Genomic DNA, 13,142 nt, shown 5'->3' with positions numbered 1-13,142 from the left:
ACCTTCCTGTGCGGAACGTGATGTGCTGCTTTCGCACAGTCGCGGACCCTGGGTGTGCCGCGCCGCTAGGGTGGTCCCCACCGACCGGGTCCGTCGGTGGTAGGACCGGCAGGGGGCGGACAGTGGCGACACCAAGGACACCCAACCAGCAGCTGGCCGACGTGATGGACGAGGCCGGCCTCACCCTCGAAGCGCTGGCCCGCGCCACCAAGGCGGTCGCGGCCGAGTCCGGCGTCCGGCTGGGCACGTCCCGCTCGGCCGTCCACGCCTGGGTGAGCTCCGGCGCCTTTCCGGCGGGCAGCACCCCCGCCTACGTCGCCGAAGCGCTGTCCAGAAAGCTCCGGCGGCCCGTCACGGCCGCCGAGATCGGCTGGGGCGAGGACACGGGCACCGACCTCATGCTCCTTAGCCCCGCGGCCGCCGCAACCGAAACCGGAAGGCTCCTCGTGCATCCCCGCCGCGACTTCCTCGCCCTCGGCTTCTCCGCCACAGCTCTCCTGGGCCCACTGGCCCCCGCTCCCCGCGCTACCGCGGCACCGCCCGCCGTCGGCGCGGGCCGCCGGATCGGGAGTGGCGAGATCATGGCGGTGCGGCAGTTCACCGCCGCCTTCCGGGCCTCCGACGAACTCCTGGGCGGCGGGCACGGCCTCAGCGTCGCCGGCGTCTTCCTCAGCGACGTCGTCGCCCCCATGCTGCACGGCACCTTCGCCGGCGACCGCGCCCGCACCGACGCCTTCGCCGCCGCCGCCGACCTCGCCACCCTCATCGGCTTCAAGTGCCACGACGCCGGACGCGAAGGCGCCGCCCAGCGCCACTACCAGCTCGCCATCCGCCTCGCCCGCGAAACCGACCCCGACGACCGCACCGGCCAGGCCGCCTGGGGCATGCGGGCCCTCGTCCACCAGGCCCTCGACCTCGGCCAGCGCACCGGCACCGTCGACCTCGCCGAAGCCGCCCTCGCCCGCACCCGCGGCCGCGTCGACAAGCGCACCGAGGCCCTGCTGCTCATCACCGCCGCACGCGCACACGGCGCCGGCGGCAACCCGAAGGCCGCCGCGGCCCTGATCGACGCCGCCCGGGAGGCGGCCCGCACCGGCACCGACGCGCTGCCCTCCTACGCGGCAGCCGCCGGCCCCACCGACGCCGTCATCGCCTCCCACACCGGCCGCACCCTGACCGAGATGGGACACCACGCCGCCGCCGAAAAGCACTACCGCGCAGCCCTGAGCGACCGCACCGACCACACCTACCGCCGCGCCCGCGCTCTCACCCTCGCCAACGTCGCCCGCGCCGTCGCCGCCCAGGACCGCCACGAAGAGGCCGTCGACCTCCTCGCCCGCAGCGTCGGCCTGATGGACGGCATCGCCTCCCACCGGACCCGCCGCGAACTCGACAGGATGCGGCCCCAGTTGCTCCTGTACGCACGCCGCGGGATCCGCGGCGCGGCCGACCTCGCGGACCGCGCCTCCCGCCTGGCGGCCGCGTAGAGAGACCCGCCCGTACTGGGCGCAGCGGTCAGACGGCGGACGGCAGTTCGGTGCGAATGCGGTGGACCAGGTCGAGTACTCCGGGCTCGTTGCGCCACCGGCCGAGCAGGTCCACCAGGTCGTACAGATAGGTATGGGCGCGGGGCGACCGGACCCCGCCGAGGATGTCCACCGATCGGTGCGCCTCATCCAGCGCTAGGTCGAGGTCGCCGTCGATCAGGTGGACACCGGCCAGCACCGCGCGCCTGATGCCGACCGCCCGGGTGAAGCGCTCCACCGGCATCGCCCCCGCCCGGTCGGCCCACAGCATCGCCGACCGGGTCAGGCCCAAATCCCGGTTCGCCTCGACGCCGTCGGTGGCCAGCCGCTCCGGCGTCATGTATGTGAGCCACCCGGGGTCGTGTGATCCGGGCCGGATCGCCGACAGCAGCCTTTCGCACAATGCCAGGGCCGCTCCCGCGCCAACGCCGTCGCGCTGCTTGGCCAGGGCCCGGGCCTCGGCGAGCTTGCAGAACGCCAGGACCCTCGGGGCGGCGTGCCCGCGTCCCCGGGCGTAGGCGGCGGAGGCGATCTCCGCGGCCTGCGCGCACCGGCCCGCCAGATACGCCGAGAGGGACATCGTGGCCAGGACATAGCAGCCCATCTCCACGTCGCCCGCGGCGCGGGCCATGCGCAGCGCCTGGATCAGGAGCCGGTCGGAGGCGGCACGGTCGCCGACGTCCATCGCCGTCCAGCCGGCCACCCTCGACAGTTCGGCCAGTGCCCTCTGCAGGGCCTGCCCCGTCGAATCCGAGTACGTGCCCTTCAGGAGCGGCCCGGCTTCGCGCAGGCAGTCCATGACCTGGCTACGGCGCCAGTTGCCGCCTCCGAAGCGCGAGTCGGCCACCTGCGCCTCGGCCGCCGCCGACCACAGGCGTTCGACGTCCGTCGGGCCGACCCGCACCGATCCGACGTGCTGGGCTGGCTCGTCGGCCGGGGTTGCGAGCCAGCGGAAGGTCGGCGTGGTGAAGGCCGCGCTCGCCGTCAGCAACAGGTCACGACGGTCCACACCACTCCAGCAGTTCACGGCGCCCGCAAGGGCGGCCTCGCGGTCGTGGGGGAAATCCAACCCGGTGTCTGTCCCGGAAACCGGCGGGACGTCCCAGCCTGCATCCGAAAGAGTGACCACCCGGCCCACAAGGTTGCCGAGCACCTCGACGACGCACGCCTGCGCTGCCTTCCTCGGTGTCGCGCCGGCCAGCCACGCGGCGACGTGGGTGTGGGTGTACGCCGTCCGCCGACCGCCAGCCTGCGCCACGGCGTTGACGAGGCGGGCGAGTCCCCGGTGCGACGCCCCGCACGCCGCTACGAGTGTGGCCAGCCGCACGTTCGGCTGGCTCGCGTCGCCGGTCACGGAGCGACGGTGACCAGATAGACGTCGTGCTCGCGGTGGCTGTCGCAGCCTTTGCAGCTCTCGCTCTCTGCCCGGAACGCCAGGTACAACTCCCCGCCGTCGCCCGAGGTCTCCACCCATCCCCCGGCCGGTACTCGGTGCGCCCCCACGAACTCCAGCATCGCCGGATCGGGCTGGGGCTCGGTGGGCAGGTGCTGCATGCCCGGGTCGACGGCGATCGGCCAACGCAGCAAGGACGTGTGGCCGGGCCGGGCCTGAACCTCCCTCACGACGTGGGGGTAGGTGTAGCCGTGCACCGGGTGGCCGCCGTGCTGGGCGGCGGGAGCCGTCAGCAGCGGGAGGAGGGCGAATACCGAGAGATTCCTGCCTGCGCACTTCCGTCGCCTGCGCGTAGTGGATCGCGGTCGGCGGCGGTCGGGCCAGGTGTCGGGCGGCCCGGTGCGGGTGGGTACGGGGTGGGGTGATGGGCGGCGGTCGCTCATGGTCTGCTCGCTGAGGTTGTGGTCGCAGGGATTGGGACGGTCGGGTCAGGCGGGGCGGTCGGGCCGAGGGCGCTGGCCCTGGCGCGGCCGCCCTGGCCAGGCGTTCAGGAGAGCCAACTGACCGGCCTCGTCATCGTGCGGGGTGCCGGGTAGCCAGGTGGTGGACGGCATTCCAGAGCGCCATCAGCGCGAGAATGCTCATAGCGATGACTGCCGTACTGGTTCCGCCGTCGGCCATGCCGTGCCAGGTCAGGCTCGGGCGCCGGGTGCGGGGCGCTCGATGGGTGTGGATGCTTTCAGAGGTCGTTCGCTGCGGCGGTCGGCTGGCCCTTGGGCGGTTGGCCGACGACCTGCTGGAGGGAAGGGCGGTGAATGGCGGTGCGCTGATGGTGGCGGCGCCGAGCCATCCACGCGCCCAGCCGCTGCCCGGTCGGGGAGAGGAGATCGGGCCGCTCCTGCCCATAGGTGAACCGGGAGCGGGCAGCGGTGCGCTGCATCTCCAGGCCGACGGTGGTGTCCGCCCATGCGCACACCGCCTGTGCCCGGCGCCGTTGTTCGGCGTTGGCCAGGGGAAGGGCGAACCGCAGGCCGTCCCAGCCGTCGGCGGGCCGGTCCTCACGGGCGCGGTGCAGCACGGAGCGCAGGTCCGGGTCGAGGGCGGCGCACGCCCCGGCCAGTGCCGCGAGCGCCGGCCAGTTGCCGTCCGCGGCATCGTCGGCTGCCACCGCCAGCAACGTTCCCGCAGCGCGGCGGCCCGGAATCATAGCGGCTTCCACCACCTCCGCGGTGTGGGCGGCCGGGTGGTTCGCGGCGGTGTGGACCAAAGCGTCCGTGTCCAGGCCCGGCGGCAGCGGCCCGTCGGTCACCAGGACCTCGAGCTGTTGGGCGCCGAGCGTGAATGTGCGAAGGACCTTCTCGCGCTGCTCGCCGCGCCTGGGTAGAACCTGCGCATGTACGCGCGGTCCGGCCGAGCCGGCGATCTCGTCGGCCAGTCGGCGCGCGACGACGGTGGTCGCGCAGTGAACGACCACGCGGGACAGGCCGTGCACGGCGGCGAGATCGAGGACGAGAGCGGCCAGGCGCCCGGGACGGGAGACGCCCGGAGGTAGTGCCGCCGCCATGAGGCGGTAGTCTCGCATCCTTCCGGCCACGACAGCCTGGCGCACCGTCAGCCTCGCGACCAGATCTCCGGTGCGGTCCGGGTCGGCCCCTTCGGCCTGTTCGCGGTCCACCGAAGTCAGCACGGGCGTCGACGACATCCACAGCACCGCGTGTCCCGGCGGGCAGAACTCGTGACGGCCCACTCGCTCGGCGACCTCCGGCAGGTGCGCGTCGAGGGCGACGATCAGGTCGTAGGGCGACGGGTGGTGGGCCCGGCGGTATGCCGCTGCGACGGTCTCAAGCCCCCGTGGGGAGGCGATCACGGTGGCCGCCACGGTGGACCCGACGCACTCCAGGAGTGCCGATGCGGCGGTGACCTGCTGAACGTTGCGTGGGCTGACGACCGCCGGGTGGACGGCCTCGTCCCGGTGCACCACGAAGACGGCCGCCCCGCGCTCGCGGCGCTGCTCGGCGAAGGCGGCGACCGTCGCACTCCAAGACGGGCCGGGTGGCACGACGACCAGCACCCTGCCCGCGCCGGCCTGGCGCCACACGATGGCCGTGCCCAGGTCCGGCTGTTCGCAGCGCGGCGCCCTCACCATCGCCCGCCCGCACGTCAGCGCCCTGAGAACCGGGTCCACCACAGTCCGCAGGTGCTCCGGGCCTGCTGGTGGCGGGGCCGATGCCGACTGCGGCACCACGTCGGCCGGGCGCACGATCCCGGCAAGGCAGCCCAGAGCGACCGCCTCGTGGTCCTCCTGGACACCGAGCGTGGCCAGCAACGCCGCCAGGCGCTGGTCCGCGGTGGACCGGGCAATGCCGAGTTCCGCCCCAATGGCCGGGCGCGACGAGGTGCCGGCCAGCAGGCGCAGCAGCAGCCGTTCTTGGCCGGTCAGACCCGTCATCACGTCGGCCGCGACCGGGGGGAAGTCCTCGGCGGTCAGGTACCCGGCGAGGACGTAACGTGCCACCAGACCGGAGCGCCCGCTCACATCGGCCGCCGCCGCGAGCGAACTCACTGCCGTTGCCACGCTGTTGCGTGGGCGGCCGAGCCCGGCAGCGAAGGCCTCCAGCGGCTGTGGCCCGGCCAGGCGCCGGGCCCACGTGAGTGACTCGCGGTCGGCGGGAAGTGCACCGCCGTGCTGTGCCGTGCTCACCGGTGGCCCCGGCCGGGTGTGCGGCGGCCGGTAGCGCCGATGCGGATGATCTTCCGCAGGCGCAGGCCCGGGGCGGATCCGCTCGGCAGGCCGGTGATCACCGACAGCAGCGTGTCGGACCGTGTCCGTGCTGCGCGCGCAGCCGCGTCCCGGCCGCGGACCTGCTCCGACTCCAGGATGCGGCCGTCGAAGCGCTGGAACACCACCCGCGTGCCACCGCTTACGGAGCCGGGCCCGTTCGCGGTCGGCGCGTGGTCGGGCAAGGCGGGGCGGGGCTGCAGCCACGCCGCGGGGCCGTCGGTGTGGGTGGCACAGGTGCCCACGCCGATCCCGTCAGGGGCCAGCACCTGGTCGGTACGCTGCGGCAGCGCGGCCGCGTCGAACAGCGCAACCGCCAGGGTTGCGGAAGCGTGGGCAGCGATCGCCGATATGGTGGCCGAGCTGATCATCGAGCGACTCCTGGCAATCCTCTGGGTGTCGGTCATGTCAGCGGGCCCCGGCGCGGGCCGGCAGGCCGCACTCTTCGGTGCGGACGACGCCGGGCGGTAGGAGGACGACCTGCGGATCGGGCCCCGTCGCAACGCCGCCGCTCACGCGAACGCTCCAGCCCCGCACCTCCGCACACCGCGTCACGGCAGCTTCGTCCCGCGCCGGATGGTAGGTGACGGCCTCGACGGCCTCCCCGTCCACGACCAGACGGCTCGAGCTGAACATCCTGGTCTCCTCCAGCACCGGCTGTGTGGCGGTGTGCTCCTCGGGGCTCAGCGGCGGCAGGTCGAAGGGGACCGCGACGGTGACCCGCAGCCCGTCCCGGTACCGGGCTTCCACGCTCGTGTACCGCATGCGCCCCTGAACCGGCTGAGTCACGGCGCTGATCATCACCGGCGCCTCGCCGTCGGCCAGAAGGGCGACCGGCAGCCCCGTGGCACCGGTGACGACCGAGGCCCTCTGTTCCAGCGGGACGGGCGCGAGGTCGCGGCCGAACCCTGGATCCAGCACCAGCTCGGCGCCGCCCGGCTCGCCCGCAGCCTGCCACCGGGTCACGTCGGCAGCGAGCTCGAAATGGCGTTCAGCGAGCCCGAGGTGTCCTGCTGCCAGACCGAGATGTCCTGTGGCCACCTCGAGATGTCCTTTGGCCATGTCGAGGTGACGTGCGATCAGAGGATCCGCGCCGGCCTCCTGTGGGAGGCCGGCAGGGTGCGTCTGCGCGGGTGGGGTGGTGGACACGAGGGATGGGCTCCGTTCGGCTGGCGCGTGCGATGTCCGCAGGTACTGGTTGTGCTTCGACTGGTGTCGGGCCGAAGCCCCGGCAAATTTCGTCCTTGTCACGTCGGCGCTCCTCCCGCGGCCAGTCCCGCGCGGAGGTCCTGCGCCGTCAGCGGGGCGCAACCGGTGAGCATGCGGAGCAGGTGGGTCGCGACTACCCAGGGCAGATTCGGGTCGCCCGTCTCGAAATGGCCGCGTACAGGCCCGGTCACGGAACCGCCGGGATCCGAGGGGAACCTGACTCCGGCGACCCCCCACACGGGTGCCTCGCGGGCCCTTACGAGCAGTGCGCCGTCCAGGGCCTGGCAGTGGGTGGGTGAGGACAGGGCGTGCGGGGCGCACATCGGCGGGTGTTCTACGACGGCACCTTCCGGCCAGGAGGCGCCGAGGGTGCGCGGGCGCCCGCCGGGGGTTGTCGGGCGTGGCAGGAGCCAGAGGTGGCCCTCGTCGGTGCGGTCTGCGGGTCCTCCGCAGACCCGGCACCTCAGGTGCAGCATGAGGTGGTGCTGGCGGCCGGGGTGGGGGCTGTCCCAGCGGGGTACCCCTGTGGCCTCGCCGGTGCAGCGCAGAACGAGTACACCGTTCACGCGGTCGGACGGCAGCTCGACGGGGTAGACGATCCCCTGCATCCGCCCGTCGGCGTCGACGCTAGCCGTCAGGTGGTTGTCGTACTCCTCCTGGCTCCAGCGGGTGATGCTGGGAACCGTCAGTGCCGGTGTACTGGGCGTCGGGGTCATTTCGTGCCTCCGTACGCCACCACGGTGCGAATTCCGGCTGGGTCACCGCCGTCCGACGGCCCCGGTTTCCAGCCGTCCAGCAGGGTGTCGACGGCGTCGCGGCCGCGCGGGTGCCACGGCAGCCGGGATTGCGCGAAGAGGTCGGCGACCCGCGCGTCGCGCTCGCCGTTGCCGGGGCAGCGGTGGCTGAGGACCAGCACGCTGCCCCGCGGCAGCACCGGGCGCAGCGCGGCGAGCAGACCGTGGGCCTGCGGGTCGGTCAGTTCGTGCAGGACGTCCGCGAGGATGACCGCGACGGGGCGCTGCCAGTCGAGGTCCGAGTGCCGGCGCAGGACCCGCAGCAGGCCGGGTGGTGAAGTCAGGTCTCCGCGGATGTGGCTGATCTGTGCCGGCGCGGGTGCGCGGAGCAGCGCCCGGGCGTGCGTCATCACTATCGGGTCGGCGTCCACGTACACGATCCGCGCGGCGGGGCGGATCGGCAGGACGGAGGTGTGGATCGGCGCGAGCGGGCTTTCCGGCATACCGGTTGTCAGTCCGCAGCCCAGGTCGGCGAACTGGTCCAAGCCGTCCTCGGCCAGGCGCCGCACGGCGCGGTGGAGGAGTTGCCTGGCCTGCCCAGTCGCTGTGCTCCAGCCGGTGTCCTCGGTGCGCAGGAGGTCCAGTAGATTCCGGTCCGGGGGCAGGTGGTCCTTGCCGCCGAGGGTGAGGTTCGCGAGGCGGGCGGACGTCGGCCTGTCTGTGCGCAGGTCCTCACGGTGCCCGGGCCGTGGTGCGGGAAGATACCACGACCGACAGGCGGTGCTCTCGGGTCCGGGGGTGGCGTGGACGTGGACGACGCCGGTGTTGCCGCGGCCCACGGCCGGCCGGCCATCAGGTCCGGCAGCCGGGGCCGGGCGCGGGACGCCGTGCTTGGGTCGGCTCATGCTGCGCGCTCCGCAGGCTGCGTTCGCCCTGGGGGGGATCTGCCGGCCGTCCGGGCGCAGGCCGCCAGTGTCCTCGAACAGAAGTACACCGTTGCAGAGCAGGCCCCAGCCCTGTTCGGGGTGGCTGGTGATGGTTGCCGCGGCCCCGGCGTCGGGTGCCTCGGAAGTGGGGCATGGGGGCGTGTGCTTGCAGGTCATTGCGGTCTCCGGGTCGGGTGGGCGCGTGCCCGGCGCGACGGCGGGCGCGGCGAGCAGGATTGGGGTGAGGTGAGGGCCGTCCGGGGCGTTGGCGGGGCAGACCAAGACGAGGGCGTGGCCGTGCCAGTGGCAGGCACGGGCGACGCGGTCTGGGCCGCGACTTTCGGCGGCGTCCACTTGCTGCCCGGCGACGGTGAGGGTCTCGAACAGCGCGAGGCCGTCGGGGACGGCTTCTGCAGCGAGGCGGGTGAGCGGCGGGTGCCCGGGTCCGTGGACGGCGGTCCAGGAGCCGTCCACGTACCGCGTGACCGCGACCGGCGTGCCGGCGTGGTCCTCCTGCGCGGTGGTGGCCGGCCGGATGCCCGTCAGGACGGCGATGAACGTGGCCGGCCCGGTCGCCGGTGGTGTGGGGCGGGGAGGGGCGGTTCCTGGCGCGGCTTGCTCCGGTGTTGCGGGCTTGAGGCGCGGGTCCGAAGTGGTGTGTCGGTGGTCAGCGCGGAGCCCCAGCAAGGAGGACGGGCAGGCTGGTGTGGCCGTTGGAGATGAAGGACGGCAGAGGCTGCAGTTGGTCGGCCGGGACCGCGAGGGCGAGGTCGGGGAAGCGCTCGAACAGCACCTTCAGCGCGATCCGGCCCTCGAGCCGTGCGAGTTCGCCACCCAGGCAGTAGTGGGTGCCGTGGCCGAAGGCGAGGTGCTCGTCCTTGGTGGTGCGGGTGATGTCGAAGTGGTCGGTGCCGGGTCCGTGGGTGCGTGGGTCGCGGCCGGCCGCGGAGTAGTTGACGACGATTGCGTCGCCCTTGGTGAACGTGGTGCCGGTCTCGGCGTCGTGGATGTCCTCGACGGCGTAGCGCAGGAGGAGGTTGGCGATGGGGGCCTGGTGGCGCAGCGTCTCCTCGACGGCGTCCGGCCAGGTGGCACGGCCTGTGCGGATGAGGTGGAGCTGGCCGGGGGTGCTGGCCAGGTTGGCGATGGCGTGGTCGAGGAGGTTGGCGGTGGTCTCGTAGGAGGCGCCGATGAGCAGGAGGAGGGTGTCGAGGAGTTCGGGGCCGTCCAGGCCAGCGCCGCTGTCGTTGTCGCGCTCGTCGACGAGGGTGGTGGTGACATCCTCGCCGGGGTGCTCCCGCTTGAGGTCGACCAGGGTCTGCAGGAGGCCGTACATGCGGGCGACGTTGGCGTTCGCCTGCTCGGCGGTGAGGTCGGTGGCGAACAGGAGGGCTGCACTCTCACGGAACGGCTCGTGGAGGTGCGCGGGGACACCGAGCAGGAGGTCGGCGACCAGCAGCGGCAGAGGGAGGGCGAAATTCTTGCGCAGGTCGACGGTGCCGTCGGCGCGGGTGTCGGCGGCGAGGGTATCGACCAGGTCGCGGGTGAGGATCTCGATCGGCTCGGCCAGGGCGCGGATGCGTCGGGCGGTGAACGCGGGGGCGATCAAGCGGCGCAGGCGGGTGTGGTCGGTGCCGTAGGCGGTCAGCGCGTTGTACACGTCCACCCAGATGCGTGAGGCCCAGGTGGCCCGGACGTCGCCGTTGATATAGGCGGGCCAGTGCTGGCGGGCGTCCTTGGAGACGTGCGGGTTGGTCAGCAGCCGCTTGATGAGGCCGGGTTCGGTGACGGCCCAGGTTCGGATGTGCGGGGGCAGGCCGGGCAGGTGCACGAGGGCGGCCGGGCCGAGCCCGCGCAGGGCCTTCGCTTCGCCGTGCAGGTCGGTGCCGGCGGCGTCGAGAGCGAAGGGGCAGCCGGGGCGTTGCGTGGTGGTCACGGGCGGGCTCCTGGGGTGTCGGTCAGGCGGACGGGGCGAAGGTGACGGGCAGGGCGAGCCAGCCGGAGGTGAAGGTGCCGGGTCGCCGCCGCAGTTCGGCTTCGGGGCAGCCGAGCGCGAGGCCGGGCAGGCGGTCCAGGGCACGTTCGATCGCGGTCTGGCTGATGACGCGGGCCATCCCCACGGCCGGGCAGGCGTGAGCGCCGGCGCTGAAGGCGAGGTGGGCTCGGTTGCCGGTCCGGTCGGCGCTGGCGCCCATGGTGGGGTCGGTGTTCGCCGCGGCGAATGAGACCATGACGGGGTATCCGGGCCGGACCCAGGTACCTTCGACCTCGACGTGGTGGCGGGCGTACAGCGGCGAGTAGTTCGCCACGGGCGCGTCGTGCCACAGGGTGAAGTCGAGGGCCTCGGACACCGGGCGCACGCCGGTCAGGACGCTGCCGGCGAACCGGTCGTCGCTCAAGAGCAGCTTCAGGGTGTTGATGATCAGGTTGCTGGAGGGGGTGGCACCGGCTCCGATCATCAGCAGGAGCTGCTGGACCATCTCCTCGTCGGCCAGGCAGGCCGGGTGGGCCAGCAGGCGGGAGGTGACTTCCGTGCCGGGCCGGCGGCGCTTGAGCTGGACGAGTTCGAGGCAAGCCGCCTCCAGGTCGGCGTTGGCGCGGGCCGAGTCCTGGTCGGTGTCGAACAGCTTTGTCAGGGCGGTGACGATGCGGTGAACGAGGTCGGTGGGGCAGTCGAACAGGCGCATCAGGACCAGCATCGGCAGCTGATCGGCATAGTCCGCGGCGAGGTCCGCACCGCCGACTGCGGCGACGCGGTCGAGTAGCCAGTCGGCGATGTGCGCGGTGAGCGCTTCGAGGGCGTGGGTGTCGACCGCGGCCAGGCTGTCGGTGATGGCGCCGCGCAGCCGGGTGTGCGGGGCCCCGTCCATCCACAGGGCGTTGCGGCGCGGCATCATCATCATCCGCGCAGGGCTGTCCTCGGGGACGCGTCCCTCGATCAGGGCGCCCCAGTTGTCGGTGGGGTCCTTGGCGAACACTGCCGGGGTGGATCGAAGGACGCTCAGCGCCGCCCGGTAAGTCGTGGTGAGGTAGCCGTGGACGCCGGGGGCGATCTCCACCGGCGCGATCGAGCCCGAGCGGCGAAGGAGTGCGTAGGTGGCGTGCGGGTCGGCGCTGAACGCATCGCCGTGGATCGGCAGCGGGCGAGTCGGCCGGGAACCGGCCGCTGTCGCGCCCCACGGGCAGGTCGCGGAACCGTGGGCGGTATACGGAGGTGTGGTCATCGCGGGGCGGGCTCCGGGTAGCGGGTCAGCAGGAACTCGACGAACTCGATAAGCAGGGTGCGGGCGCTTGCCCGCTGCCGGGCATCGCACACCAGCAGAGGGGTGTGCTCGGGCAGGGCCATCGCGCTGCGCAGTTGGCGGACCGGGTAACTCGGTGAGGTGGGGAAGCGGTTGACGGCCACGGCGTAGGGCAGGCCGAGTCCCTCGACCTCGCCAATCACCGGGTAGGCGTCCTCGAGGCGGCTGGTGTCGACGAGGACCAGCGCGCCGAGGGCGCCGCGTGCCAGGTGCTGGAGGATCGGACGGAACCGGGGCTGGCCGGGCGCGCCGAACAGGTAGAGCACGTGCTGCTCGTCCAGGGTGATGCGGCCGAAGTCCATCGCGACGGTCGTCGTGGTCTTGTCCGGGAGCCCGGCCAGGTCGTCGGTGGCCTCACTGGCCCGCGTCATGGTCTCCTCGGTGCTCAGCACCCGGATCTCCGACAGGGTGCCCACCAGGGTGGTCTTGCCGGCGCCGAGCCCCCCTCCGATGAGGAGCTTGACGACGGTCTCGTCACCGCGCAGGTGGGTGCCGGCCGCGGGATCAGAGCCTTCGAAGTCCGGCAAGGACGGCCTCCAGTAGGCGTTGGGGTTGAAGAAGGGCAGCAGGGACGGGCGCGCGGACGTTCACGTGACCGCTGTCGTGGAGATCGGAGACCAGGACGCACAGCACCGAGAACGGCAGGCGAAGGTGGGCGCTGATGTCGGCCATCGCCAGCGCGCCCGGCCGGATCAGCGCCAGGATCGCCCGGTGCTCCGGGGTGAGTCCGGCCACCGGCGGGTCAAGGTCGGTCGGCTGGACCAGCGTCAGATGGTCGTAGGTGTTGCGGCTGGGCACGGCCCGGCCGCCGGTGACGACGTAGGGCCGAACCAGGGCACGGTCGCCGTGGTGCCCTTCCCGACTCACGGGCGTTTCCGGGCGGGCACGCTCATCACCTCGCCGAGGCGGGCCACCGCCTGCTGCATGGCGTAGGACACCGATTCCACCGCGGTGCCCGGCCTGCCCGAGGCGGTCAGGTAGGCCCCCTGTCCGGCGCCCATGGTGATGTCGAACGCGCCGTCCCGGTACTGCGCCAGGTTCAGTTCCAGCTCGCCGTCCGGGGAGCCGGCGAAGTCCGCCCGCTGGCGGCTGAGGGCCTGCTGGCCCGAGATGGCGGCCGCCGTGCGTTCGGCCATGTCCCGGTGCGTGCCGTCGGACCAGGCGAGCGGAAGGCCGTCGTAGGACACGAGGACGGCCCGCAGTGTGCCGGGGACACGGTCAACGAGGTCGTTGAGGATCCAGTCCTGCTCGTTGCTCTGGGCTGTGGTCATGA

Annotated in this window: 12 protein-coding genes and 1 pseudogene; 1 reads left to right on the top strand and 12 read right to left on the bottom strand. The window is 72.9% G+C overall.

Annotated elements, in window-relative coordinates:
* Window positions 1-122 precede the first annotated feature (122 nt).
* Window positions 123-1,487: a tetratricopeptide repeat protein gene (locus AB0D08_RS06680; protein WP_359886562.1), complete on the top strand. Its 1,365-nt coding sequence runs from the start codon at window positions 123-125 to the stop codon at window positions 1,485-1,487.
* 28 nt (window positions 1,488-1,515) lie between these two features.
* On the opposite strand, the gene AB0D08_RS06675 is transcribed toward AB0D08_RS06680, so the two are convergent.
* From AB0D08_RS06675 to AB0D08_RS06620, 12 genes and pseudogenes are all read right to left on the bottom strand, one after another.
* Window positions 1,516-2,880 (bottom strand): hypothetical protein, encoded by a 1,365-nt coding sequence (locus tag AB0D08_RS06675; RefSeq protein WP_359886560.1) that lies wholly within the window; start codon window positions 2,878-2,880, stop codon window positions 1,516-1,518.
* Window positions 2,877-3,149: a hypothetical protein gene (locus AB0D08_RS06670; RefSeq protein WP_359886558.1), complete on the bottom strand. Its 273-nt coding sequence runs from the start codon at window positions 3,147-3,149 to the stop codon at window positions 2,877-2,879. Before AB0D08_RS06670 ends, AB0D08_RS06675 begins: the two co-directional genes overlap by 4 nt.
* A gap of 509 nt (window positions 3,150-3,658) precedes the next feature.
* Window positions 3,659-5,620, bottom strand: a complete 1,962-nt coding sequence (locus tag AB0D08_RS06665) for a hypothetical protein (RefSeq protein ID WP_359886557.1) — start codon at window positions 5,618-5,620, stop codon at window positions 3,659-3,661.
* Window positions 5,617-6,069: a hypothetical protein gene (locus tag AB0D08_RS06660; protein WP_359886556.1), complete on the bottom strand. Its 453-nt coding sequence runs from the start codon at window positions 6,067-6,069 to the stop codon at window positions 5,617-5,619. The genes AB0D08_RS06665 and AB0D08_RS06660 overlap by 4 nt, the downstream gene beginning before the upstream one ends.
* A gap of 37 nt (window positions 6,070-6,106) precedes the next feature.
* Window positions 6,107-6,847 (bottom strand): hypothetical protein, encoded by a 741-nt coding sequence (locus AB0D08_RS06655; protein ID WP_359886554.1) that lies wholly within the window; start codon window positions 6,845-6,847, stop codon window positions 6,107-6,109.
* Window positions 6,848-7,619: 772 nt separating this feature from the next.
* On the bottom strand, window positions 7,620-8,546 hold the full coding sequence (locus AB0D08_RS06650; RefSeq protein WP_359886669.1) for an SAM-dependent methyltransferase: 927 nt from the start codon (window positions 8,544-8,546) through the stop codon (window positions 7,620-7,622).
* Between the two features lie 39 nt (window positions 8,547-8,585).
* Window positions 8,586-8,744, bottom strand: a pseudogene (locus AB0D08_RS06645) (DUF5999 family protein); the annotation flags it as partial.
* A 490-nt stretch (window positions 8,745-9,234) separates the two neighbouring features.
* Window positions 9,235-10,503, bottom strand: a complete 1,269-nt coding sequence (locus AB0D08_RS06640; RefSeq protein ID WP_359886553.1) for a cytochrome P450 — start codon at window positions 10,501-10,503, stop codon at window positions 9,235-9,237.
* Between the two features lie 22 nt (window positions 10,504-10,525).
* Complete coding sequence (locus tag AB0D08_RS06635) at window positions 10,526-11,791, bottom strand: cytochrome P450 (RefSeq protein WP_359886550.1); 1,266 nt, start codon at window positions 11,789-11,791, stop codon at window positions 10,526-10,528.
* The gene (locus AB0D08_RS06630) at window positions 11,788-12,396 is read right to left on the bottom strand and encodes an ATP/GTP-binding protein (protein ID WP_359886548.1); all 609 of its coding nucleotides are present in this window, start codon (window positions 12,394-12,396) and stop codon (window positions 11,788-11,790) included. The genes AB0D08_RS06635 and AB0D08_RS06630 overlap by 4 nt, the downstream gene beginning before the upstream one ends.
* Complete coding sequence (locus tag AB0D08_RS06625) at window positions 12,374-12,736, bottom strand: DUF742 domain-containing protein (RefSeq protein ID WP_359886545.1); 363 nt, start codon at window positions 12,734-12,736, stop codon at window positions 12,374-12,376. The genes AB0D08_RS06630 and AB0D08_RS06625 overlap by 23 nt, the downstream gene beginning before the upstream one ends.
* Window positions 12,733-13,140 carry a roadblock/LC7 domain-containing protein gene (locus AB0D08_RS06620; RefSeq protein WP_359886542.1) on the bottom strand — a complete coding sequence of 136 codons (408 nt, stop codon included), beginning with the start codon at window positions 13,138-13,140 and terminating at the stop codon, window positions 12,733-12,735. The genes AB0D08_RS06625 and AB0D08_RS06620 overlap by 4 nt, the downstream gene beginning before the upstream one ends.
* Window positions 13,141-13,142 lie beyond the last annotated feature (2 nt).

It is taken from the genome of Kitasatospora sp. NPDC048540, assembly GCF_040651175.1.
In the GTDB taxonomy this organism is placed as follows: Bacteria; Actinomycetota; Actinomycetes; order Streptomycetales; family Streptomycetaceae; genus Kitasatospora.
The sequence above is the reverse complement of the archived record's forward strand: the minus strand, read 5'-3'. Positions and strand labels throughout refer to the sequence as shown.